This window comes from Anoxybacillus sp. EFIL (assembly GCF_013096955.1).
In the GTDB taxonomy this organism is placed as follows: Bacteria; Bacillota; Bacilli; order Bacillales; family Anoxybacillaceae; genus Anoxybacillus; species Anoxybacillus ayderensis.
Genome location: NZ_SDLH01000001.1, coordinates 102,731 through 126,385 on the forward strand (window position 1 = coordinate 102,731; position 23,655 = coordinate 126,385).

25 protein-coding genes are annotated in these 23,655 nt (G+C 43.7%); all 25 read right to left on the minus strand.

The genetic code is table 11. From position 1 onward, the window contains the following. Positions 1–8: 8 nt before the first annotated feature. The 25 genes from xerC to fabD all read right to left on the minus strand — a co-directional run bounded on the left by xerC (position 9) and on the right by fabD (position 23,654). Positions 9–911: a tyrosine recombinase XerC gene (gene xerC, locus ES017_RS00500; protein WP_021094220.1), complete on the minus strand. Its 903-nt coding sequence runs from the start codon at positions 909–911 to the stop codon at positions 9–11. A gap of 60 nt (positions 912–971) precedes the next feature. Next, on the minus strand, positions 972–2,270 hold the full coding sequence (trmFO, locus tag ES017_RS00505) for an FADH(2)-oxidizing methylenetetrahydrofolate--tRNA-(uracil(54)-C(5))-methyltransferase TrmFO (protein WP_171334598.1): 1,299 nt from the start codon (positions 2,268–2,270) through the stop codon (positions 972–974). A gap of 45 nt (positions 2,271–2,315) precedes the next feature. Next, on the minus strand, positions 2,316–4,385 hold the full coding sequence (gene topA / locus ES017_RS00510; RefSeq protein WP_021094222.1) for a type I DNA topoisomerase: 2,070 nt from the start codon (positions 4,383–4,385) through the stop codon (positions 2,316–2,318). 104 nt (positions 4,386–4,489) lie between these two features. Then, positions 4,490–5,377 carry a DNA-processing protein DprA gene (gene dprA, locus ES017_RS00515; protein ID WP_171334599.1) on the minus strand — a complete coding sequence of 296 codons (888 nt, stop codon included), beginning with the start codon at positions 5,375–5,377 and terminating at the stop codon, positions 4,490–4,492. Positions 5,378–5,436: 59 nt separating this feature from the next. Continuing rightward, positions 5,437–6,339 carry a succinate--CoA ligase subunit alpha gene (gene sucD, locus ES017_RS00520; protein WP_009732873.1) on the minus strand — a complete coding sequence of 301 codons (903 nt, stop codon included), beginning with the start codon at positions 6,337–6,339 and terminating at the stop codon, positions 5,437–5,439. 19 nt (positions 6,340–6,358) lie between these two features. Next, the gene (gene sucC, locus ES017_RS00525; RefSeq protein WP_021094224.1) at positions 6,359–7,519 is read right to left on the minus strand and encodes an ADP-forming succinate--CoA ligase subunit beta; all 1,161 of its coding nucleotides are present in this window, start codon (positions 7,517–7,519) and stop codon (positions 6,359–6,361) included. 118 nt (positions 7,520–7,637) lie between these two features. Then, positions 7,638–7,904, minus strand: coding sequence for an EscU/YscU/HrcU family type III secretion system export apparatus switch protein (locus tag ES017_RS00530; protein WP_042894093.1), 267 nt, complete (start codon positions 7,902–7,904; stop codon positions 7,638–7,640). Continuing rightward, positions 7,901–9,067, minus strand: a complete 1,167-nt coding sequence (locus ES017_RS00535; protein ID WP_171334600.1) for a hypothetical protein — start codon at positions 9,065–9,067, stop codon at positions 7,901–7,903. Before ES017_RS00535 ends, ES017_RS00530 begins: the two co-directional genes overlap by 4 nt. A gap of 1 nt (position 9,068) precedes the next feature. Next, positions 9,069–9,833 (minus strand): ribonuclease HII, encoded by a 765-nt coding sequence (locus ES017_RS00540; RefSeq protein WP_171334755.1) that lies wholly within the window; start codon positions 9,831–9,833, stop codon positions 9,069–9,071. 73 nt (positions 9,834–9,906) lie between these two features. Continuing rightward, positions 9,907–10,761: a ribosome biogenesis GTPase YlqF gene (gene ylqF / locus ES017_RS00545; protein WP_171334601.1), complete on the minus strand. Its 855-nt coding sequence runs from the start codon at positions 10,759–10,761 to the stop codon at positions 9,907–9,909. A gap of 15 nt (positions 10,762–10,776) precedes the next feature. Then, positions 10,777–11,328 carry a signal peptidase I gene (gene lepB, locus ES017_RS00550; RefSeq protein ID WP_171334602.1) on the minus strand — a complete coding sequence of 184 codons (552 nt, stop codon included), beginning with the start codon at positions 11,326–11,328 and terminating at the stop codon, positions 10,777–10,779. Between the two features lie 72 nt (positions 11,329–11,400). Continuing rightward, positions 11,401–11,745, minus strand: a complete 345-nt coding sequence (gene rplS / locus ES017_RS00555; protein ID WP_003394943.1) for a 50S ribosomal protein L19 — start codon at positions 11,743–11,745, stop codon at positions 11,401–11,403. A gap of 124 nt (positions 11,746–11,869) precedes the next feature. After that, positions 11,870–12,607, minus strand: coding sequence for a tRNA (guanosine(37)-N1)-methyltransferase TrmD (trmD, locus tag ES017_RS00560; RefSeq protein WP_003394945.1), 738 nt, complete (start codon positions 12,605–12,607; stop codon positions 11,870–11,872). Beyond that, on the minus strand, positions 12,604–13,125 hold the full coding sequence (gene rimM / locus ES017_RS00565) for a ribosome maturation factor RimM (RefSeq protein WP_338390254.1): 522 nt from the start codon (positions 13,123–13,125) through the stop codon (positions 12,604–12,606). Before rimM ends, trmD begins: the two co-directional genes overlap by 4 nt. After that, positions 13,125–13,508, minus strand: coding sequence for a YlqD family protein (locus ES017_RS00570; RefSeq protein WP_003394950.1), 384 nt, complete (start codon positions 13,506–13,508; stop codon positions 13,125–13,127). Before ES017_RS00570 ends, rimM begins: the two co-directional genes overlap by 1 nt. 48 nt (positions 13,509–13,556) lie before the next feature. Next, positions 13,557–13,784: a KH domain-containing protein gene (locus ES017_RS00575; protein ID WP_003394952.1), complete on the minus strand. Its 228-nt coding sequence runs from the start codon at positions 13,782–13,784 to the stop codon at positions 13,557–13,559. A gap of 3 nt (positions 13,785–13,787) precedes the next feature. Next, complete coding sequence (rpsP, locus tag ES017_RS00580) at positions 13,788–14,060, minus strand: 30S ribosomal protein S16 (RefSeq protein WP_004891099.1); 273 nt, start codon at positions 14,058–14,060, stop codon at positions 13,788–13,790. 95 nt (positions 14,061–14,155) lie between these two features. Then, positions 14,156–15,496: a signal recognition particle protein gene (gene ffh, locus ES017_RS00585; RefSeq protein WP_021094234.1), complete on the minus strand. Its 1,341-nt coding sequence runs from the start codon at positions 15,494–15,496 to the stop codon at positions 14,156–14,158. Positions 15,497–15,508: 12 nt separating this feature from the next. Beyond that, positions 15,509–15,841: a putative DNA-binding protein gene (locus ES017_RS00590; protein WP_021094235.1), complete on the minus strand. Its 333-nt coding sequence runs from the start codon at positions 15,839–15,841 to the stop codon at positions 15,509–15,511. 71 nt (positions 15,842–15,912) lie between these two features. Continuing rightward, complete coding sequence (gene ftsY, locus ES017_RS00595; RefSeq protein ID WP_021094236.1) at positions 15,913–16,911, minus strand: signal recognition particle-docking protein FtsY; 999 nt, start codon at positions 16,909–16,911, stop codon at positions 15,913–15,915. 6 nt (positions 16,912–16,917) lie between these two features. Then, on the minus strand, positions 16,918–20,478 hold the full coding sequence (gene smc, locus ES017_RS00600; protein ID WP_171334603.1) for a chromosome segregation protein SMC: 3,561 nt from the start codon (positions 20,476–20,478) through the stop codon (positions 16,918–16,920). A gap of 59 nt (positions 20,479–20,537) precedes the next feature. Continuing rightward, positions 20,538–21,254 (minus strand): ribonuclease III, encoded by a 717-nt coding sequence (rnc, locus tag ES017_RS00605; RefSeq protein ID WP_042533851.1) that lies wholly within the window; start codon positions 21,252–21,254, stop codon positions 20,538–20,540. 69 nt (positions 21,255–21,323) lie between these two features. After that, positions 21,324–21,560 (minus strand): acyl carrier protein, encoded by a 237-nt coding sequence (acpP, locus tag ES017_RS00610; RefSeq protein WP_003394967.1) that lies wholly within the window; start codon positions 21,558–21,560, stop codon positions 21,324–21,326. 412 nt (positions 21,561–21,972) lie between these two features. After that, on the minus strand, positions 21,973–22,716 hold the full coding sequence (gene fabG, locus ES017_RS00615) for a 3-oxoacyl-[acyl-carrier-protein] reductase (protein WP_042533849.1): 744 nt from the start codon (positions 22,714–22,716) through the stop codon (positions 21,973–21,975). Next, the gene (fabD, locus tag ES017_RS00620; protein WP_171334604.1) at positions 22,713–23,654 is read right to left on the minus strand and encodes an ACP S-malonyltransferase; all 942 of its coding nucleotides are present in this window, start codon (positions 23,652–23,654) and stop codon (positions 22,713–22,715) included. Before fabD ends, fabG begins: the two co-directional genes overlap by 4 nt. Position 23,655: the final 1 nt, after the last annotated feature.

Sequence of the window (23,655 nt, forward strand, 5' to 3'; positions counted from 1 at the left end):
CCTCCTTTTTATGCACGCGGGTGAGAATGTAAATAAACGTAGCGCAAATGATCTTTCGTTACATGTGTATACACTTGTGTCGACGAAAGATGCGCATGACCTAACAATTCTTGCACAGAACGTAAATCAGCACCTTCATTTAATAAATGCGTCGCAAACGTATGGCGAAACACATGGGGACTGACTTTCAAAGAAAGGGCAGCTTGTTCAACGATGTCGTTTAAAATGTGACGTACCCCTCTTGGCGTTAATGCTCCACCACGCGCATTTAAAAAAAGCACATCCGTTGGCGCTTTCGCCTTACTTACAAGTTGCTGACGTCCATCTTGTATATATCGTTCAAGCGCTTCTTTTGCATACGTGCCAAACGGCACATATCGTTGCTTGTTTCCCTTTCCGTAAATTAAAATCGTACATACAGAGAAATCAATGTGCGATAAGCGAATGTTACAACATTCACTTACACGAACGCCTGTCGCGTACAACAGTTCAATGACCGCTTGGTTTCGTTGACCGATCGCTGTATTCAAATCATTGACAACAAACAGCTGTTCTAATTCATCAGGATACAAAAAATGTGGAATTTTCTGTTCTTTTTTCGGCAACGATGCAAGCGCGAACGGATTTTCAGAAACGATTTTCTCCCGAACTAAAAATTTATAAAAGCTGCGCAAGCTCGACATTTTTCTGGCAATCGAACGGCTTGATTGCTGACGCTTATGAAGCTCTGTTAAAAACAGGCGAACGTCGCTATAAGACACTTGTTGCAACTGTTTCATTTGTTCGCGCTCCATAAATTCAAAAAATTCGCCAATATCATGCTTATAACACGCAATTGTATATTCTGAATAATTTTTTTCTATTTGTAAATATTCAATGAACAAATTTAACGTAAAATTCACATTTTCCATTCGATCACCTCACAAGAGCTACTAAATAGTAGCATAATTTAGTAGCTCTTGCAACGAATTTCACCATTTTTTTAAAAAATTCTGAATCGTTTCTAATGCCCGTTGTGCATATCGTTCATTTTTTTTCTTTTTATCTTTAATCGGTTCATCGAGCGGTGCGAATAAGCCAAAATTCGCATTCATCGGTTGGAAATGTTTCGGATTCGCCGATGTAATATAATGCGCCATGCTGCCAATGGCCGTTTCTTGCGGAAATACGACAAGTTCTTTCCCAAGCATATAGTGCGCAGCATTAATTCCCGCCACAAGTCCTGATGCTGCTGACTCAACATACCCTTCGACCCCGGTCATTTGTCCTGCAAAAAATAAATCTTCTCTTTCTTTATATTGATATGTCGGTTTTAATAACTTTGGCGAATTAATAAACGTATTGCGGTGCATGACACCATATCGTACAATTTCTGCTTGCTCAAGCCCTGGGATCAAGCGAATGACTTCTTTTTGCGCCCCCCATTTTAAATGCGTTTGAAACCCGACAATATTGTACAACGTTCCTGCCGCATCATCTTGGCGAAGTTGGACGACAGCAAAAGGGCGTTTCCCTGTACGCGGATCTTCTAAGCCGACAGGTTTCATTGGTCCAAACAACAACGTCTTTTTGCCGCGCCGCGCCATCACTTCAATTGGCATACATCCTTCAAAATAAATTTCTTTTTCAAACTCTTTTAAAGGCACTGTTTCAGCAGAAATGAGCGCATCATAAAATCGGTCAAACTCCTCTTCTGTCATCGGGCAGTTAATGTATGCTGCTTCCCCTTTGTCGTAGCGAGACTTGATATACACTTTTTCCATATCAATGCTTTCTTTCTCAACAATCGGTGCAGCCGCATCGTAAAAATATAAATATTCTTCCCCTGTCAACGCTTGAAGCTGTTCCGAAAGCGGCTGCGATGTTAACGGACCTGTTGCAATAATCGTTGGGCCTGTTGGAATTGTTGTTACTTCTTCGCGCACAACCGTCACATTCGGATGATTCGCTACCATGTCTGTGACTTTCGCTGCAAATTCGTGACGGTCGACAGCTAAAGCTCCACCAGCTGGCACGCAACAAGAGTCCGCTGCTTTCATAATGACGGAATCTAACCGACGCATTTCTTCTTTTAATACACCGACTGCATTCGTTAACGTATTTGCGCGAAGGGAGTTGCTGCATACGAGTTCTGCGAATTTGTCCGTATGATGCGCAGGTGTTTGTTTCACCGGGCGCATTTCATATAATTTGACGCGAATGCCGCGCTTCGCGAGTTGCCATGCCGCCTCACTTCCTGCTAATCCTGCTCCAATGACTGTTACTTCCATTCATATTCCCTCCTCGATAAAATGGGTGAGGGTATTCGCCTCACCTTACTGTTGTTCGTTATATTCACATTGTGTACATTGAACGTGCACGGTCTTTTTCCCTTTTTTCTCAACGAGCATGCCCCCGCATTTTGGACACGGTCGATTGATCGGTTTATCCCATGAAACGAAATCGCACGTTGGGAAACGATCGCAACCATAAAACATGCGCTTCTTTTTGCTTTTTCGTTCGACGATGTTTCCTTCATGACAGCGCGGACATGTCACACCAATATGTTTGACGATCGCTTTTGTATTGCGGCATTGTGGGAAATTTGAACAAGCGATAAACTTTCCGAAACGCCCCATTTTATATACCATTGGGCTTCCGCATACATCGCAATCGACACCGGCTGATTCATCTGCTATTTCGACTTTTTCCATTTCAACTTCAGCCACTTTTAACCGTTTTTCAAACTCGCGATAAAATTCATCAATGATGCGTACCCATTCGACTTTCCCTTCTTCGATGTCGTCTAAGTTTTTTTCCATTTTTGCTGTAAACTCGACGTCTAAAATTTCCGGGAAAAATTGCATCATTAAATCAAGGACAATTTCCCCAAGCTCTGTTGGGACGAATCGTTTGTTCTCAAGCGTCACATAATTGCGCTTTTGAATCGTATCGAGCGTCGGGGCATATGTCGATGGACGACCGATGCCGAGCTCTTCTAACGTCTTGACAAGGCGCGCTTCCGTATAACGCGGTGGCGGCTGTGTAAAATGTTGCTTTCCTTCAATATCTTTACTAAATACGCGCTCCCCTTCAACAAAGTCTGGCAATAATCGTTGCTGTTCATCTTTCGGATCGTCTGTTCCTTCCACATATACTTTCATAAAGCCTGGAAATTTGACTGTCGAGCCAGTCGCACGAAAGACGACTGAACCGTTTGAAAGTTCGACCGCGACCGTATCGAGCAAAGCTGGAGCCATTTGACTGGCGATAAAGCGCTCCCAAATGAGTTTGTACAGCTGATATTGATCGCGTGTCACATGCGGCTTAATGGCGCTCGGATGACGCCAGACGGACGTTGGGCGAATCGCTTCGTGCGCATCTTGCGCGTTCGCCTTTTGTTTTTCTTTTCTTTTTTCTGTTGCTACATATGATGTACCGAACGTCTGTTCAATATACTGAATCGCCTCTTGTTGAGCGCTCTCGGATACGCGCGTCGAGTCTGTACGCATATATGTAATTAAACCGACAGTTCCTTCACTTCCTAGATCAATTCCTTCGTATAGCTGTTGTGCGACCATCATCGTCTTTTTCGTGCGAAAATTCAACTTCCGTGCCGCCTCTTGTTGCAATGACGATGTAATGAATGGTGCAACCGGATTGCGCTTTCGTTCTTTTTTCGTTACCGATGTGACGACAAATTCATTGCCTTGCATATGGCTTAACACATGTTGTACATCTTGTTCTGTTTTTAAATCGAACGTTTCATTGTCTAGACGATAAAATTGCGCTTCAAATGTGTCATTGCCTTTGACAAACGTCCCTTGAATCGTCCAATATTCTTCTGGTTGAAACGATTGAATTTCTTTTTCACGATCAATAATTAAGCGAAGCGCAACAGATTGCACACGCCCTGCGCTCAACCCTTTTTTTACTTTTTTCCAAAGCAACGGGCTAATGTTGTAGCCGACAAGGCGATCGAGCACGCGCCGCGCTTGTTGTGCATGAACTAAATGCATATTAATGGCGCGCGGTTGTTCAAACGACTGTTTAATCGCATCTTTTGTAATTTCGTTAAATACAACGCGACATGGGGAGTCGGTGTTTAAATCAAGCAAATGTGCTAAGTGCCAAGCGATCGCTTCCCCTTCGCGATCCGGGTCGGCGGCAAGAAATACTTTTTTTGCCTTTTTCGCTGCTGTTTTTAACTCTTTAATGACCGAACCTTTGCCACGAATCGTAATATACTTCGGTTCATAGTCGTTTTGTATATCAACGCCCATTTGACTTTTTGGCAAATCGCGCACATGCCCCATCGATGCTTTTACTTTATACTTTTTTCCTAAGTATCTTTCAATCGTTTTCGCCTTTGCTGGCGACTCTACAATGACTAAGTAGTCTGACATCATTTTGTCCTCCCTTAAGAGGTAATTCGTAAAATAAAATCTTCATTATTATTAATGATGATTCGTTCATTTGTCAAACATCATTTTTCGATTTTTTCTTTCGCTCATGTAAAAAGATGTCGAAATTCCTCTTCGATATCGTCGCTTGATAAGATTAATTTCGCTCCTTGTTGGATTAACCGGTTCGTCCCGTGCGCTTCTTTTGTCGTGATGTCACCTGGGATCGCAAACACGTCTCTTCCTTGTTGTAGCGCAAAATGAGCAGTAATGAGCGAGCCGCTTCGCTCTTTCGCCTGCACGACAAGCGTGCCAACAGACAAACCGCTAATGATCCGGTTGCGCATCGGAAAATGCCATGTTTGTGGGCGAACAAACGGCGGATACTCAGAAATAACGAGTTGTGTTGTCGCTAATTGTCGAAATAATGATTCGTTTTCAGGAGGATATATATAACGCAATCCCCCCGCCATGACCGCAATGGTTTCACCGTTATGGCGTAAACATAAACGATGCGCTTCGGCATCGACGCCTTTCGCTAATCCGCTCACAATGACCCACCCGTGTTGGATGAGCGGCGGAAGAACGATGTGCATCGCCGCCATTCCTTGACGAGTTGGTGTTCGTGTCCCGACGACGCTTATTAATTTTTTTCGCTTCAACAATTGCACGTTTCCCTTCGCATATAGTACCCAAGGCGGATCGTATATATGTTTGAGCCAATCTGGGTATTCATCGTCCTTAATTGTCACAATATGAATGTTTTGCTCCTCATATGTTTTTATCATACGTTTCAATTTGTGACAATGCAAATCATGGAAAAAAACAGCGAAATGTTTTTCGGGGATGGCCAGTAATCGTTGAAGTTGATGAGAAGAAAGATGAAAAATCGAGGTAAGGGATGGATCAACATCAAGCAAGCGCGCGATGCTTTTCCATCCGATCCCACGACAATGATGCAAATGAATAAGCCTTTCGCGAGCTGTATCGTACATCGTATTCCTCCTTTGTATAAAAATCGTCCTAAGGTCTGCTCCTTAGGACGATTGAACGATTAATGTGTTTTACACTTCTCGTATAAACCGCGTTCTTTTAATACAGAGATGAGCGTTTCGCCGATCACAGATGGCGTTTCAGCCACTTTAATGCCGCATGCTGTCATCGTTTGAATTTTTTCTGCGGCTGTTCCTTTGCCACCAGAAATAATCGCACCCGCATGTCCCATGCGCTTTCCTGGAGGAGCTGTTTGTCCACCAATAAAGCCGACAACCGGTTTTGTCATGTTCGCTTTGACCCATTCTGCCGCTTCTTCTTCTGCTGTTCCACCAATTTCACCGATCATAATGACCGCATATGTGTCTTCATCTTCGTTAAACGCCTTTAATACGTCGATAAAGTTTGTACCGTTCACTGGGTCACCACCAATGCCAACCGCTGTCGATTGACCGATGCCTGCTTGTGTTAATTGGTGAACAGCTTCATACGTTAACGTACCAGAACGCGAAACGATACCGACGTGACCTTTTTTATGAATGTAACCTGGCATAATGCCGATTTTACATTCTTCCGGCGTAATGACGCCAGGGCAGTTCGGACCAATGAGACGCGTTTTCTTTCCTTCCATATAGCGCTTCACTTTCACCATATCCAATACAGGAATGCCTTCTGTAATACAAACAACTAAGTCGATTTCTGCATCGACAGCTTCCATAATGGCATCCGCAGCAAATGCCGGCGGAACATAGATGACAGAAGCGTTCGCTCCTGTTTTTTCAACCGCTTCGGAAACCGTATCAAATACAGGCACACCTTCTACTTCTGTTCCACCTTTTCCTGGTGTGACACCACCAACGATGTTTGTGCCGTATTCGATCATTTGTTTTGTATGGAACAATCCTTGTGAACCTGTAATTCCTTGCACGATTACTTTCGTATCTTTATTAACAAAAACGCTCACGTTTCTCCCATCCCTTCTATTAGCTTACTAGCGAAACGATTTTTTGCGCGCCGTCTGCCATCGATTCAGCGGCTGTAATGTTTAGTCCAGACTGTTCTAAAATCTTTTTCCCTAATTCGACGTTTGTTCCTTCTAAACGAACGACGAGCGGAAGGTTTAAACCGACTTGTTTTGTCGCTTCAACAATCCCGTTTGCGATCACGTCGCATTTCATAATGCCCCCGAAAATGTTCACGAAAATGCCTTTTACTTTCGGATCAGATAAAATGATTTTAAATGCTTCCGTTACTTTCTCTGTCGTCGCACCGCCACCAACATCTAAAAAGTTTGCTGGCTCGCCGCCATAATATTTAATAATGTCCATTGTCGCCATCGCTAAGCCTGCACCATTAACCATGCAGCCGATGTTTCCGTCAAGCGAAATGTAGTTTAAATCATATTTTGATGCTTCAATTTCTTTCGGATCTTCTTCGTCTAAATCGCGATATTCTAAAATGTCTTTATGGCGATATAACGCGTTAGAATCAAAGTTTAACTTCGCATCGAGCGCCATCACTTTTCCGTCTCCTGTAACAACGAGCGGGTTAATTTCAGCGATCGAGCAATCTTTTTCGACGAACACTTGATATAAGCCTAACATAAATTTGACCGCTTGGTTGACAAGCTCTTTCGGAATGTTGATGTTAAACGCCATGCGACGCGCTTGAAACGCTTGTAAGCCGACAGCTGGGTCAATGTACTCTTTAAAAATTTTCTCTGGCGTTTTTGCTGCTACTTCTTCAATTTCTGTTCCGCCTTCTTCAGATCCCATTAAAACAACGCGGGATGTCGCACGGTCAACAACAAGTCCGATGTAATATTCTTTTTTAATGTCGCATCCTTCTTCGATCAAAAGACGTTTCACTTCTTTTCCTTCTGGACCTGTTTGGTGCGTAACGAGCACTTTTCCTAATAGCTCACTCGCATATGTACGAACTTCTTCTAAACTTTTTGCGACTTTTACACCCCCTGCTTTTCCGCGACCGCCGGCATGAATTTGCGCCTTGACGACACAAACGCTACTGCCAAGCGCTTTCGCTGCCTCGACCGCTTCTTCAACCGTAAACGCCACACGGCCGTTCGGTACGCTCACTCCGTAGCTTCTGAGGATCTCTTTTCCTTGATACTCATGAATATTCATACCCCATCCTCCTATGTATAAAAATAAAAGTACTAGCGCTTTCATTGTATAATGATACTTTGTCAGTTGTCTACCATTTAGACAGAAAATTCTTTAACAAAAGAAAAAGAAGCGACGGTCACGAGCGCTCCTCTACCTTCTTTTCTATTTGATAAATAAATGCAAATACTTCAGCAACGACTTTGTACAGCTCCTCTGGAATCGTTTCGTTCAATTGTAATTGACTAAGCATTGTCGCGAGCGTTTGATCTTCGTAAATCGGGACGTCGTATTGTTTCGCGCGTTCAATGATGCGCTCGGCAACCATTCCTTCCCCTTTTGCCACAACGACGGGGGCAATATGTTGTTCGTTGTACGACAAAGCAACGGCACGTTTTCGTTTCATACGCGATAATCGACTCCTTTATAAGAAAATGGTTCAACAAGTAACCGTTCGCTTCGCTTGTTTATCGGCAGTTTAACGGAAACGGCAGAAAGCGTGTAGCCATGTTCAGCAAGCTTCTCCTTTAATGACGGCTCAAGGGCGGATGCGTACAGTTCTACATGGGGCGTGTCGTTGATGATCGAAATATGAACGATGCGCTGTTGAATGTGAACGTCTACAATCGTTTCTTTTAACGTCGCCATCGTCAAATAAAATAAAATGCGACAATAGTCTGTATCCATTTTTCCGTTTTCTCGTTGTTTTCCGCGCCATTGAATCGTCACATCTGTTGCATGCGTCCCGATGAGTAATGGAAATTGCGTAAATATATGTTGGAGCGAATTGCTGTTTGTTGATAACAACTGATATGCTTTCATCCGATCAAGTAATGAGGCGATCTCCGCTTTCAACTCACCTGTTGCTTCTTCTGCTGCTGTTTGCAATAAAACGAGCCATTCATCTTGTTGTTTCATCGTTTCTTCGAGCAATCGTTGCATATGTTCAGGCGAAAAAGAGGAAAGCGTTGGTATATGACGCAAATGAGCAGAAAGTGTCGCTAACGTTCCTTTCGGATGAGCGCGATCAATGAGCGACGCAAGCATAAGCCGTTGTTCATATAACGGCTGATCATGTTGTAAAGTGACGAGCGCACGAAACACATCGTCATGAAGCGGCAAATCGTGCATCAATAGCCATTTGATTGCTTGCACCTCTTTTTCACCGCCTGTTCGCAACCATTGCCGAATGAGTGCCATGTCGTTCTTTTTAAACGAAAATGATTCATTCATCATCCAACGAACGAGCGCTTTCGTTTGTTCATTCTCTGGTAGACGAAAATGGCGAATGACGCTTTCTTCATCTGTCAGTTTTGCTGGACGCGGCAATATGTTCAGCTCAAGCGGCATCGTCTTTTGCACTTGAAACGTATATGTTCTACCTTCTTTGACAGGTGAATGCAATTCTGCTGTCAGCGTATAACTTCCGATGCGAACGAGCGCTGTTTGATCTTCATTGATTTTTTCGATTTTCCCGTAAATCATATCGCCAACTTGAAACGTCGGCCCTTTCGGCAGGCGAACCGCTTGCCGATCATCAACTAACGTACGCAGCCATTGGACGTTCATTTCATTCCCCTCGTTTCATTCGCTCACGAATTGGCGCAAAAGAACGACGATGTTCTTCCATGACACCATATCGTTCAATCGCTTGGATATGCGCTTTCGTTCCGTATCCCATATGTTTCTCAAATCCATATTGTGGATATTCCTCTCCTAGCTGTTTCATCATCCGATCGCGCGTCACTTTTGCTATAATGGAGCTTGCCGCAATGGATGCACTGTGCGCATCTCCTTTAATGATGGATGTTTGCGGAATAGATAGCGGAATGTGCATCGCATCAATAAGCAAATGTTCAGGAGCGATCGGAAGCGCTTGAACGGCTTGCACCATCGCTCTTTTCGTCGCTTCGTAAATGTTTAACTCATCAATTTCACGGGCGCTCACTATGCCGATGCCGATCGCGAGCGCCGTTTGTTGAATAATAGAAAACAATTGCTCCCGCTTCGTTTCCGATAGTTTTTTCGAATCGTCCAAATGAGGTAAAAACACGTCTTTCGGCAAAATGACCGCAGCGGCAACGACTGGGCCAGCGAGCGGACCGCGTCCAACTTCATCTACGCCAGCGATGTAGCGCACTCCTTTTTCATATAGCGCCTGTTCATATTGCAACATATGCGAAAAACGTTCCCTTTCGCGTTTTTCTGCTTCTTTTTGTTTATACCATTGTTGAACGAGGCGTTGGACGCCTTTTCGCTCATCATGTAATAGTTGTTGAAACCATTCATCTGTTTCATCATGAATCGTTTGTAGTCGTTGTTTGATCTCTTGCATATTCACGCTCGATCACTCCTTACATGTTATATCGGCAAATTGGCAAAAAAATAAAGGCCCGCTTATGCGAACCTTACAGGCGATCAAAACTGAGCCGTCCTAATTTTTCTGTGCGAATATCGCGCAACACAAGCTCAGCTACTTTATCGTAATCCACGACCCCTCCAGCAGCTAAACAGCCTCGTCTTTTCCCGATTTCATCAAACAATACAACGATGTCTTCTGGAATATCTGAAAGCGCGTACCGTTCTTTTAAACGGTCAGGATAATAAACAGATAAAAAGCGCAACGCATATACAGCGACGTCTTGTAAATTTAAAATCGTATCTTTAATTGCCCCCGTTGTCGCAAGCTTCAATCCGACTTCTTCGTCTTCAAACTTCGGCCATAAAATCCCTGGCGTATCAAGCAGTTCAAGTTCTTTGCCGACTTTAATCCATTGTTGTGCTTTCGTCACTCCTGGTGTATCGCCCGTTTTGGCAATATGTTTTCCTGCTAGTCGGTTAATGAGCGTCGATTTTCCGACGTTTGGAATTCCGACAATTAACGCGCGCATGGCGCGAGGACGTTTAATTCCTTTAGCCATCATTTTTTCAAACTTTGGGCGCAACTTCTCTTTTGCGACCGTCACAATTTGCTTCACGCCCGTTCCGCTTTGCGAGTCGATCGCAATCGCTTCGATTTGTTGCGTGGCGAAAAATTCAATCCATTGCTTTGTGACGTCTGGATCAGCCATATCCGCTTTATTTAACAACATGATGCGCGGCTTATTTGCGACAATTTCATCAATTAACGGATTGCGGGATGACATCGGAATGCGCGCATCAACAAGTTCAAATACGATATCAATGAGCTTTAATTTTTCTGTTACTTCTCGTTTCGCCTTCGCCATATGGCCGGGAAACCATTGAATCGTCATTGCTGCCACCTACTTTGTATGATGTTATTCAACAATTCGCGCATCAGAAAGGGGCCAATAGACGACCGACGTTTTGCCTACAACTTTATCCATTGGAATAAAGCCGATATGACGGCTATCTTTGCTGTAGCGACGATTATCTCCGAGCACGAATAAATGACCTTCTGGAACTGTTTTTTGTCCCCATAGTTCTTCAAGTGTAAACGACTCTGTTAGCGGGCCGTCAAATACTTGCTTTTTCTCTTCGTCTAAATAAGGCTCTTTATACGGCTTTCCGTTCACATATAGCGTATCATTTTTATATTCAATGCGATCGCCCGGCAGCCCAATGACGCGCTTAATATAATCTTTGCCTTCCTCCGCATGAAAAACGATAATATCAAACCGTTCTGGTTCACCAATTTTATATGCAACTTTATTGACGATCATCCGATCTTGATGATGCAACGTCGGCATCATCGATTCCCCTTCGACAATAATCGGGGCAAAAATGAAGTAGCGAATGCCGCCTGCTAACGCCACTGCAATAAGAATTGCTTTCACCCATTCAAACCATTCGTTTTTTTGTTTTTCCATCCTTCTCCCACCTATATGATACATGTTGAAAAAGGAGCTTGATGATCAAGCTCCTCGCAATCATTTCTTTTGTTAGATGATTTCTTTGATGCGTGCTGCTTTACCGCGGAGTTGACGCAAGTAGTACAACTTCGCACGACGAACTTTACCGCGACGAACAACTTCTAATTTTGCAATCTTCGGCGTGTGTAATGGGAATGTACGCTCAACACCTACACCGTAAGATACTTTACGAACTGTAAATGTTTCGCTAATTCCACCACCACGACGCTTGATTACAACGCCCTCAAATACTTGGATACGTTCACGGTTTCCTTCAACAACTTTAACGTGAACGCGCACAGTGTCACCAGGGCGGAATTCAGGAAGATCGTTACGTAGTTGTTCTTTTGTAATTTCTTGAATTAAATGATGCATCATATTCATCTCCTTCCAACAGATGCTCATGCTTATGCTTCTTGTTCATAGCAGCGGAACATCGTTTTCATGCGACGTAAGTCACAACGTTTATACTAGCATAAAGATGTATCGGATGCAAGAGTTACCGCTCATTTTTTTCCCATTGTTCGATCCATTTTTTTTGTTGTTCCGTTAGTTCATACGTCTCAAGTAAATCTGGACGGCGCAACCATGTGCGACGCAACGACTCTTTTTGGCGCCATTCTTCAATTAAGCGATGATTGCCGGAAAGAAGAACGTCCGGCACCTTCATGCCGCGGAAATTTGCAGGGCGCGTATAATGTGGATGTTCGAGCAAACCGGAGCTATACGAGTCAAGTACAGGCGAATGTTCATTGCCGAGCACGCCGGGAAGCAAGCGAACAACACTATCGATAACGACCATCGCCGCGAGTTCTCCACCGGTTAGGACGTAATCTCCAATAGAAATTTCGTCCGTTACTACATGCTCTCGAATGCGCTCGTCATATCCTTCATAATGTCCGCAAATGAAAATGATATGTTGTTCTTTCGCTAGTTCTTCCGCTTTTTTTTGCGTATATCGTTCCCCTTGTGGACAAAGTAAAATGATGCGCGGACGATGTTCGCTCTGTTTTGTTAAATGATCGACCGCATCAAAAATCGGCTGCGGCTTCAATACCATGCCTGCACCACCGCCATAAGGATAATCGTCCACTGTTTGATGTTTATTATCGGCAAACTCGCGAAAGTTGACGAGCCGAAACGTGACAGCTCCTTTCTCTTGCGCCCGCTTTAAAATGGACTCGTTCAGCACGCCGGTAAACATCGTTGGAAATAAAGTGAGCACATCGATTTTCATTCGTCAAGCAACCCTTCCATCACATGAATCGTAATCATCTTATTTTTCACATCGACTTGTTTAACAACATCTTCAATATATGGAATGAGCACATCGCTGCCTTTTTTCCGCTTAACAACCCATACGTCATTCGCCCCTGGCGTTAAAATTTCTTTCACTTCACCAATCGTTTCACCATCTTCCGTGACAACGACAGAGCCGATAATTTCGTGAAAATAATACTCCCCTTCAGCAAGTGGTTGAAGCTGGCTTTCAGGCACTTTAATGATTGCTCCTTTAAACTTTTCAACTAAGTTAATGTTGTCATATCCTTCAAATGTTAACAAATCAAATGACTTATGCACACGATGGTTCGCCACTTTTACTTCGACTGGCGGCTCGTTTTCCATAAAAATGTATAATACATTTCCTTTTTTATATCGCTCTTCAGCAAAATCGGTGCGTGAAATGACGCGCACTTCACCGCGAATGCCGTGCGTATTTACAATTTTTCCGACATGAAACCATTTCACAACGATCACCCCTCACGTATGTCGACAACGATTCCATCTTCAATGACAATCGTTTTCGGAGACTCCCATCGCATCCCTATTTGGACGTCGATGATCGCCTCGACATCTCTTTCTTTTATTTCACTTCCTATCGGTAATATGCGCAATTGCTCAAGAAGGAAATCAAGCTCTTCTATTTTTTGACGACGAACGTTCATTTCGCGTTCAAACTTGTCTTTTATTTGCTTTGGTGAAAACGAAGTGTGCTTTTCCATTCGCTTTTGTTCAAAGATGAGTTGCGCACATTGTTGTTCCAGTTGTTGTTTTTGTTGCATAAATTGTTGAATGAGTTGCTGCTTACTGTTCTCAGTTAATCGCTGTCTCACTTCCACTTTTTGAATAATTTTCATGGCGCACCGCCTTTCTGAACGAAAAAAGGGGAGGTATGTCCCTCTCCCTTACTCTTCGATGCGTACGTCTATTCGCTTTTTCGACTCGTTAGCTGCTTGAACTACGGTGCGAATCGCTTGAATGATTCGCCCGTTCTTCCCGATCACTTTCCCTACATCTTCTTGATGAAGGGCAATCGAATACGTGATCGATTGTTGTTGTTCCGTTTCGCGAACGACGACGCATTCCGGATGATCGACAAGTGACCGAACAATCGTCTCAAGCAACGTTTTCATACATTACTTTCCGTACTTTAAGTTGTGGAATTTTTCTAAAATTCCTTGTTTTGAAAGCAAGTTGCGCACCGTATCAGATGGTTTCGCACCGTTTTGCAACCATTTTAACGCAAGTTCTTCGTTAATTTTAATTTCTGCAGGCTCTGTTAACGGATTGTATGTGCCGATTGTTTCGATGAAACGACCGTCACGTGGAGAACGAGAGTCTGCAACAACGATACGATAAAATGGTGATTTTTTTGCACCCATACGTTTTAAACGAATTTTTACTGCCATAATTGTAGCACCTCCGAAAATATTTCACACAAGATAGTATATTAGCAATAAACGTTTTGTTTGTAAAGTGTTTTTTCTTAACACTATCATTTTGTTTACATGAACGGGAAACGGAACCCTTTCTTTTTCCCTTTTGGCATAGTTGTCATCATTTTCATCATTTTTTTCATTTCGTCAAACTGTTTCAACAAGCGGTTGACGTCTTGAACCGTCGTTCCGCTTCCTTTGGCGATTCGCTTTTTGCGGCTTGAGTTAATGATGTCTGGGTTCATTTTTTCTTCTTTTGTCATTGAGCGAATAATCGCTTCGACGCGGCTAATTTGTTTTTCATCAATTTGTAAGTTGTTGAGCCCTTTCACTTTGTTCGCGCCCGGCAACATTTTTAAAATTTCATCAAGCGGGCCAAGTTTGCGCACTTGTCCAAGCTGTTCTAAAAAGTCGTCAAGGGTAAATGAGGCTGTGCGCATTTTTTGTTCGAGCTCTTTTGCTTTTTCTTCATCGACGGCGGCTTGCGCTTTTTCAATGAGCGTCAGTACGTCGCCCATGCCTAAAATGCGCGATGCCATCCGCTCGGGATGAAACGGTTCAAGCGCATCGAGCTTTTCGCCCATACCGACGAATTTAATTGGCGTGTTTGTGACCGCTTTAATCGACAACGCCGCTCCGCCGCGCGTATCGCCATCGAGCTTCGTCAAAATGACGCCTGTTAAGCCAAGCTGTTCGTTAAAGCTTTGCGCGACGTTTACCGCATCTTGTCCTGTCATCGCATCGACGACGAGGAAAATTTCATCCGGTTTCGTCACTTCTTTGATTTGTTTTAATTCGTCCATGAGCGCTTCGTCGATGTGCAGTCGCCCTGCGGTATCGATTAACACATAATCGTGGTGTTCTTCTTTCGCTTTTGCGATCGCTTGCTTGGCGATTTCAACTGGGCTTACTTGATCACCGAGCGAAAACACAGGGATGTTCAATTGTTTACCTAGCGTTTCAAGCTGTTTGATCGCCGCTGGGCGATAAATGTCAGCGGCCACGAGCAACGGTTTGCGATTATGTTTTTTGCGCAGTAAGTTCGCTAATTTCCCCGTCGTCGTCGTTTTTCCTGCCCCTTGCAAGCCGACCATCATAACGACGGTTGGCGGACGGCTTGCGACAGCAATTTTGCTATTTTCTCCTCCCATTAATTCCGTCAATTCTTCTTTGACGACTTTAATGACTTGCTGCCCCGGGGTCAAACTTTTTAACACTTCTTGTCCGACAGCTCGCTCGCTTACTTTTTTCACAAAGTCTTTGACGACTTTAAAATTGACGTCAGCTTCTAATAACGCTAGCCGCACTTCGCGCATCATTTCTTTTACATCGGCTTCCGTGACTTTGCCTTTGCCACGAATTTTATTCATGACATGTTGCAGACGGTCGGCCAATCCTTCAAATGCCATCGTTACCGCCCCCTACTCTAATTTCTCCAACTCCGCAACGAGCTTTACCAGCTTTTCATCGTTCGGATAGCGTTCGGCAATATGCGTTTTTAACGAATGCAATAGTTTTTGCCGCTGTTGAAACTTTTGAAACAGCAATAGTTTTTGCTCGTAGTCTTCTAGCATCGCTTCCGTCCGTTTAATGTTATCGTATACAGCTTGACGACTCACTTCGTACTCTTCGGCAATTTCACCGAGGGAGTAATCGTCTAAGTAATAAAGGGACATATAGTTCCGCTGCTTCGGTGTCAACAACGATTGGTAAAAGTCATATAAGTAGTTCATTCTCGTTGTTTTTTCTAGCATGAAACTCCCCCCTGTTAAGTGAAACGCCTTTACATGACTTTAGTGTATATGTTTTAACCGATGCTGTCAAGTTATTCTCCTTGCGCTTCTTCACGTTCCATAAACGATGAAAATAGTCCGTAAACGAATTGTTCTGCTTGAAACGGCTCTAAATCGTCCATTTTCTCACCTAACCCGACAAATTTCACCGGGATGTTTAGCTCGTGGCGGATCGCTAACACGATGCCACCTTTTGCTGTTCCGTCAAGCTTTGTTAACACGATGCCGGTCACATTCGTCGCTTCTTTAAACGTCTTCGCTTGGCTCATCGCATTTTGTCCCGTCGTTGCATCTAACACGAGCAACACTTCATGCGGTGCACCTGGTACTTCTCGTTCAATGACGCGTTTCACTTTTTCAAGCTCTTTCATTAAGTTTACTTTATTTTGCAAGCGACCAGCTGTATCGCACAGCAAAATATCGACGTTGCGCGATTTCGCCGCTTGAATCGCATCGTACATCACCGCAGCCGGATCGGAGCCTGCTGACTGTTTAATCACTTCGACGCCTACTCGCTCTCCCCATACTTCTAACTGTTCAATCGCCCCAGCACGGAACGTATCGCCTGCCGCAAGCATCACTTTTTTTCCTTCGTTTTTTAATTTATACGCGAGCTTTCCGATCGTCGTCGTTTTTCCGACACCGTTGACACCGACAAATAAAATGACCGTTAAACCGTTTGGTTGAATGTTTAATTCTGTCGTTTCATCGCCGCTCGCTTGATATATATCGATGAGTTTTTCGGAAATGACGCTATACATTTCTTTCGGGTCTTGAATGTTGCGGCGCTTCACTTCCATTTTCAACTCATCAATAAAATCCATGACCGTTGCCACACCAACGTCTGACGCAATTAAAATTTCTTCTAGTTCTTCAAAAAACTCTTCGTCCACTTTTCGATAGCGGGCAATTAAGTCATTCACTTTTCCTGCAAAAGAGTCGCGCGTTTTTTCTAAGCCGCGCTTAAACTTTTCCGTCACTGTATCCGCTTGTTTTGCAATTTTTTCTTTTAACTTTTTAAAAAAGCTCACCGTTTCTCATCCTTTCTTTCCAGCTGCTTCTTCCAATCGAACAGAAACAAGTTTCGATACGCCTGATTGTTGCATCGTTACTCCGTACAATACGTCCGCTTCTTCCATCGTTCCTTTTCGATGAGTAATGACGATAAATTGCGTTTCGTTGCTAAATTTCTTTAAATATTTTGCATATCGTTGCACGTTTGCTTCATCTAGTGCAGCTTCCACTTCATCGAGCACGCAAAACGGAACAGGTCGAACGTTTAAAATAGCAAATAAAAGCGCAATCGCAGTAAGGGCTCGTTCACCGCCTGATAATAAACTTAAATGTTGCAGTTTTTTGCCCGGCGGCTGTGCGACGATATCGACACCTGTATGAAGTAAATCGTTCGGATCGGTCAGCTTTAAATCCGCTTTTCCTCCTCCAAACAATTCGACGAACACGCGCGCAAATTGCGTACGGATTTGTTCAAACGTCACCGCAAATCTTCGCTTCATTTCATCGTCCATTTCGTCAATCACTTGATAAAGTGTATCTTTCGCGCGTTGTAAATCTTCTTTTTGTTCCGTTAAAAAGCGATGGCGCTCAAATACGCGTTCATATTCTTCAATCGCGCCAAGGTTCACCGTCCCGAGCTCATCAATCGCCAATTGAATGAGCTTTACTTTTTTCCACGCTTCTTGCGCTGGGATGTGAAGCGGAAACGCTTCTTTCGCCGCTTCAAACGATAGTTTATATTCTTCACGAAGTCGATTTAACAAGTGATCTAACTCCATATCAAAACGAGCGAGCTTCACTTCTTCGTCTTTTAACGTATCTGTTAACTGTTTATGTTGACGTTTCAGCTCTTTTATTTCTTTTTCGAGCTGTTCAAGCTTCGTTTGGTATTGTAGTCGTTGTTCACGGCGGCTAGCGATCAGTTGAATCGTCTCTTCTTTTTGCTTCGTTTTTTCTTGGCATATTCGTTCGAGCTGTTGTTCATCTTCCGTTTGCTCGTTCATATGATGAATGAGTTGATGCCGCTCCTCTTCCATTTTTGCGCGCGTTCGTTTCGTTTCTTCCCATTCTTCGACAAGTCGACGCACATGTTGTTCTTCATTTCTTACGTGTTCTTGCTTTTCTGCGAGCGCGACTTTTAAAGCGGTCAGCTGTTCTTGCATTTGTTCTTTTGATTGTTGTTCGAGCTGTTTTTTTTCTGTCCATTGCTGTACTTGCTCGTCAATATGAGCGATTTTTTTCTCTAACTCATCAAGCTGTTGTATGACATCGTGAAGTCGAGCGGTCAGCTGTTGTTTTTCTTCTTCGAGCGTTTGTCGTTCATAGCGATACACAGCTAGTCGCTCATCCATATGTTTTTTCCGAAGATCTAGTTCCGTCCATGCGCTTTTTTCTTCTTGCAGCGCCATACGGTTTGCTTCTAGTTCCGCATAAAGATGCTCTCGTTGCTGTTCTGCTTGGGCGATCGTCTCTTTTTCACGCTGGATGCGCTGTTCGAGTTCAATCGTTTTTCGTTCGATTTCGCGAAAACTTGCTGTCACTTCTTCAAGTTCACGTGTGCGGCTTAATAATGAACTCGTCTGTTTGTTTACCGTTCCTCCCGTCATCGCTCCACCAGGATTCACAACATCTCCGTCAAGCGTGACGAAACGATAGCGATATTGCAGGTGGCGCGCAAGCTCATTCGCTCCTTTTAAGTCGCGCGTAATAATGACCGTTCCAAGAATGTTTGTCATTACTTGCGCGTACGTTGCTTCATACGTAATTAATTCGGAAGCGACGCCAACGTAAGCGGGATGTTTCATCATATCCGCCCGAACAGATGGAGGAAGCGATTTTCCTTGAATGACGTTGAGCGGTAAAAAAGTAGCTCGTCCGTACGCATGTCGCTTTAAAAACTGAATCGCTTCGCGTGCGCTTTGTTCGTTCTCTACGACGATATGTTGCGCTGCTCCGCCAAGCGCCACTTCGATCGCCGTCTCTAGCTCAGACGGCACCGTCATCAGTTCAACGACAGCCCCATGAATGCCTGAAAGGCGATCTTTTGCTTTTAATACTTCTTTTACACCTTGGAAAAATCCAGCGTATTCTTGTTGCATCGCTTCAAGCATTTCTTTTTTTGATTTCATTTTTTGCACGTATTGGTACGCTTCATATAACGTCGCTTCTTTTTTGCGATATTGTTCTTTTTGCGCCGTTAATTGTTGTTCTTTTGCTTTCATTGCTTCTTCTTGCTCGGCGATGCGCTGTTGTAATTTGTGAACAAGCTGTTGCTTTTGTTCCCATTGTTGAACGATTTGCTCGTATGCCCGAATATGCTCGTCGTTTGCAGCGATCAGCTGTCGTTGTTTCTCTTCGTTTTTTTGCAACTGTGCTTCCGTGTGCGTCCGTTCGTTTTTTAACGTCGCTTGTTCATGGACGAGATCGATATATTCACTTTTGAGCCGTTCAATTTCTGCCTCCGCTTTCGGACCGTAAGCAGAAAGCACGTTGTTTTTTTCTTTTAATTCCGCTTGAAGCGCTTGCACATTTGTTTGAAGCTGTTGAAGCAACTTCTTTTTTTCTGCAATAGTCGCTTCCAGTACACGTTCGCGCTCAGCCAATTGGGCCACCGTTTGTTCCATTTGGTGTTGTTGCTTATGGGCGTTGTTTTTTCGCTCTTTTAATACTTGTTTTTTTCCTTCCATTTTTTCTAGCTCTTCGCTCACAAGCAATAACACTTGTTGTAAGCCGTCAATCGACTCATCGAGCGCCGTCAGTTCATGACGCAATTCAGCGATGTGCGCTTCTTCTTTTTGTAGCGTCGTTGCTAATTCGATCTCGTTTTGTTCATGTATAGCGAGCTGTTCTTTTAACGCTTCCCATTTTTCATGTAGCTGTTCAATTTCATAGACGATTAGCCCGACTTCGTATGTTTGTAATTGTTCTTTTTTCTCGATATATTCTTTCGCAATGGACGCTTGTTGTTTCAACGGTTCTAGTTGTTGGTTTAACTCATGTAAAATATCTTGCACACGTTGTAAATGATCTTCTGTTTCGCTTAACTTGTGTTCAGCCTTTTTTTTCCTCATTTTATATTTTAACACACCGGCTGCATCTTCAAAAATCATGCGACGCTCTTCCGGTTTACTGCTTAAAATTTCTTCGACTTTTCCTTGGCTAATGATCGAAAACGCTTCGCGACCAACGCCTGAATCCATAAATAAATCAACGATATCTTTTAAGCGACACGGCTGTTTATTAATAAAAAATTCGCTATCTCCAGAGCGATATACACGTCTTGTTACACTGACTTCTTCGTATTCAAGCGGCAAAAATTGATCGCTATTATCAAGCGTTAATGTCACTTCCGCAACGTTTAACGGCTTGCGCGATTCGCTCCCTGAAAAGATAACGTCTTCCATTTTTGCCCCGCGAAGCGACTTCGCCGATTGCTCCCCAAGCACCCAACGAATCGCATCTGTAATGTTGCTTTTTCCGCTTCCGTTCGGACCGACGATGGCCGTCATCCCCGGAACAAAATCGATTGAAATGCGATCTGCAAAAGATTTAAATCCGATAGCTTCTAATCGTTTGAGGAACACTTGTATCCCCCTTTATCTTAAAGATGTAACAACAAGCAAGGCTGTCCTCTCGCACCGGATCAGCCTTGTTTTGATTGTTTTAGCTTAGCTAATGCCATTTGTGCGGCGCGTTGTTCTGCCTCTTTTTTCGAGCGACCAATGCCAACGCCAAGCTCTTCCCCGTTTAACGATACGCGCGATACGAACTCTTTATTATGTGCAGGACCTCGTTCTTGTAAAATTTTATATTCTAAAACACCATTGCCATCACGTTGTACGAGCTCTTGTAGTTGACTTTTGTAATCCATCACATGAGAAAAAGCACCTTCGCGAATTTTCGGGAACATCGTTTTCCCTAAAAATTGTACAACTGCCTCGATCCCTTGATCTAAATAAAGCGCCCCAATAAAAGCTTCAAACACGTCCGCTAACAACGATGGACGCATTCGTCCCCCCGTTAGCTCTTCTCCTTTGCCAAGCAAAACGAGATCGCCAAACGATAGCGCATGAGCGAACGTAACAAGCGACGGTTCGCAAACGATCGCCGCCCGCAGTTTTGTTAATTCCCCTTCGCTCATTTGCGGAAACTGTTCAAATAAATATTGCGAAACGGTTAATTCAAGGACGGCATCTCCTAAAAATTCAAGGCGCTCGTTATCTTCGTATAGCCGCTTTCGATGCTCATTCACATATGATGAATGGGTAAATGCTTGGATAAGCAATTTTTCATCGCGAAAAAAAATGCCGATTTGCTCTTGAAACTGTTTAAACTTCATGTACGGTCGTTGCTTCGACATGCATATGAACCCCCAACTATAAACGTAAAAAGCATAGAAAGCCCCGCTTACAAAACGGGACTTTGCTTATTATGATAGACGGCTTTTTATGTAGTTTACTGCGTCACCGACAGTAACAATTTTCTCCGCCTCTTCATCTGAAATTTCCATATCAAATTCGTCTTCTAACTCCATAACAAGCTCAACGACATCAAGCGAATCTGCTCCTAAATCTTCTTTGAATGAAGATTCAAGCGTCACTTGTGACTCCTCGACACCAAGGCGATCTACGATAATTTTCGTTACACGCTCTAATACGTCTGCCATTTTATTCACCTCCCCTCAAGCCATTAGGTTATCAATTTTATTAAAACCTATAAAATATATGATAAATTTTAATAAAATTGTTTATCAGTCCACGTCGTTTAAGCGACATGTACTCTGATTGGGTGTAACCCCACACCCGCTATCCCATTGGCGAACGCCTTTGGGAATACTTTTCTCATGATGTTATATGCTCCGTTGACATCTGCGTGGATGAGCGTTCCGTTTTCAGATTGAAACAGTCCACGCTTGATTCTTTCTCTTTTACTATACATGTTCATCAGAGAACCCTGCAATAACATGTAAAAATAATAACAAAAGAAGTGGTGTTTTTAAATACATTTTATTGAAGTCTTTCATATATTTTTACGGTTTAGTTTAAAAACAGAACGATATCAGAAAATAAAACGAATTTTTACATGACCATGCCGCCATCGACGTGAATCGTTTGCCCTGTCATATAGCTTGCCCCATCTGAAACAAGAAACGCGACGACATGGGCGATATCTTCTGGATTTCCGAAGCGCGCGAGCGGAATTTGTTGCAACATCGCTTGGCGCACATCTTCGCTTAATTGGTCTGTCATATCTGTCGTAATAAATCCAGGCGCAACAGCGTTCACCGTAATGTTTCGGCTCGCTAGTTCTTTTGCTGCCGTTTTCGTCAGTCCAATGACGCCTGCTTTCGCTGCAACGTAGTTTGCTTGACCAGGGTTGCCGCTCACGCCAACGATCGATGCGACGTTGACAATGCGACCGTACCGTTGTTTCATCATCGGACGGGTGACAGCTTTCGTACATAAAAAGACGCCTTTTAAGTTTGTGTTAATGACTGCATCCCATTCTTCTTCTTTCATGCGCATAAGCAAATTGTCGCGCGTAATGCCTGCGTTGTTTACTAAAATGTCAACGCGCCCCCAGCGTTCAAGCACTTCTTTCACCATGCGCTCGACCGCTTCGCTATTTGCCACATCGGCTTGCACAGCAAACGCTTCGCCACCATGTTCAACAATTTGGGCAACAACTTCATTCGCTTTCGCTTCGCTCCCTGCATAATTGACCGCTACTTTTGCACCGAGGCGAGCGAGATGTAAAGCAATTTCACGTCCGATTCCACGTGACGCCCCTGTCACAATCGCTACTTTCCCTTCCATTTTCATTCCCCTTTCACCGCAGCTACCGTCGCTGTAAACGATGCTTCATCAAAAATAGAATAGACGTTGACATGACGGTTTATTTTTTTCACAAGACCGCTTAACACTTTTCCAGGACCAATTTCGATAAACGTATTTATGCCGAGATCAATCATCGTTTGAATCGATTGTTCCCAACGAACAGGCGAATATAGCTGTTCGACAAGGCGCTGTTTTATTTCTATTGGATCTGTCATCGGTTGGGCTGTGACGTTTGAAATGACTGGTACGTCGCTTGCTTGGAACGACAACGTGTCGAGCACGGACGAAAACTGCTCTGCCGCTCGTTTCATTAAAATGGAGTGAAACGGCCCGCTCACTTCGAGCGGAATGACCCGCTTAGCCCCTTTTTCTTTCGCGAGCTGCGCCGCACGCTCAACTGCCTCTTTCGCACCTGAAATGACAATTTGTCCCGGACAGTTTAAGTTCGCTAATTGGACAGGTGATGATTCCGTTGCTGCTTCATCGACAACTTGTTGCAATAAAGCTTCATCCATCCCGAGCACCGCCGCCATCGTTCCTTGTCCTGACGGCACCGCCTGCTCCATCAATTCTCCGCGCTTGCGCACCGCATATACACCATCAGTGAACGAAAGCACAGACGCTGCAACGAGCGCGCTATATTCTCCGAGGCTATGTCCTGCTACATAATGCGGATGAATACCCGCTTCTTTTACTTTTTGTAAAAATGCGATGCTTGTCGTGAGCAATGCTGGCTGAGCGTTTTCTGTTTTTGTTAATACGTCTTGTGGTCCTTCAAAAATAAGTTGTGACAAAGACATTTGCAATCGTTCATCTGCTTGGCGAAAAATCGATGCTACCTTCTCATCTTTTTCCGCCCATTCTTTTCCCATCCCGACTGTTTGTGAACCTTGTCCTGGAAAAATAAATGCGATTTTCCCCATC

Excerpts from the sequence above, each read along its gene's own strand:
- xerC (WP_021094220.1), bottom strand. The coding sequence starts at position 911 with ATGGAAAATGTGAATTTTACGTTAAATTTGTTCATTGAATATTTACAA.
- trmFO (WP_171334598.1), bottom strand. The coding sequence starts at position 2,270 with ATGGAAGTAACAGTCATTGGAGCAGGATTAGCAGGAAGTGAGGCGGCA.
- topA (WP_021094222.1), bottom strand. The coding sequence starts at position 4,385 with ATGTCAGACTACTTAGTCATTGTAGAGTCGCCAGCAAAGGCGAAAACG.
- dprA (WP_171334599.1), bottom strand. The coding sequence starts at position 5,377 with ATGTACGATACAGCTCGCGAAAGGCTTATTCATTTGCATCATTGTCGT.
- sucC (WP_021094224.1), bottom strand. The coding sequence starts at position 7,519 with ATGAATATTCATGAGTATCAAGGAAAAGAGATCCTCAGAAGCTACGGA.
- ES017_RS00530 (WP_042894093.1), bottom strand. The coding sequence starts at position 7,904 with ATGAAACGAAAACGTGCCGTTGCTTTGTCGTACAACGAACAACATATT.
- ES017_RS00535 (WP_171334600.1), bottom strand. The coding sequence starts at position 9,067 with ATGAACGTCCAATGGCTGCGTACGTTAGTTGATGATCGGCAAGCGGTT.
- ES017_RS00540 (WP_171334755.1), bottom strand. The coding sequence starts at position 9,833 with ATGCAAGAGATCAAACAACGACTACAAACGATTCATGATGAAACAGAT.
- lepB (WP_171334602.1), bottom strand. The coding sequence starts at position 11,328 with ATGGAAAAACAAAAAAACGAATGGTTTGAATGGGTGAAAGCAATTCTT.
- rplS (WP_003394943.1), bottom strand. The coding sequence starts at position 11,745 with ATGCATCATTTAATTCAAGAAATTACAAAAGAACAACTACGTAACGAT.
- trmD (WP_003394945.1), bottom strand. The coding sequence starts at position 12,607 with ATGAAAATCGATGTGCTCACTTTATTTCCAACGATGTTTACCGGCGTG.
- ES017_RS00570 (WP_003394950.1), bottom strand. The coding sequence starts at position 13,508 with ATGAAAATTATTCAAAAAGTGGAAGTGAGACAGCGATTAACTGAGAAC.
- ES017_RS00575 (WP_003394952.1), bottom strand. The coding sequence starts at position 13,784 with ATGAAAACGTTGCTTGAGACGATTGTTCGGTCACTTGTCGATCATCCG.
- rpsP (WP_004891099.1), bottom strand. The coding sequence starts at position 14,060 with ATGGCAGTAAAAATTCGTTTAAAACGTATGGGTGCAAAAAAATCACCA.
- ffh (WP_021094234.1), bottom strand. The coding sequence starts at position 15,496 with ATGGCATTTGAAGGATTGGCCGACCGTCTGCAACATGTCATGAATAAA.
- ES017_RS00590 (WP_021094235.1), bottom strand. The coding sequence starts at position 15,841 with ATGCTAGAAAAAACAACGAGAATGAACTACTTATATGACTTTTACCAA.
- rnc (WP_042533851.1), bottom strand. The coding sequence starts at position 21,254 with ATGTCGAAGCAACGACCGTACATGAAGTTTAAACAGTTTCAAGAGCAA.
- acpP (WP_003394967.1), bottom strand. The coding sequence starts at position 21,560 with ATGGCAGACGTATTAGAGCGTGTAACGAAAATTATCGTAGATCGCCTT.
- fabG (WP_042533849.1), bottom strand. The coding sequence starts at position 22,716 with ATGAAAATGGAAGGGAAAGTAGCGATTGTGACAGGGGCGTCACGTGGA.
- fabD (WP_171334604.1), bottom strand. The coding sequence starts at position 23,654 with ATGGGGAAAATCGCATTTATTTTTCCAGGACAAGGTTCACAAACAGTC.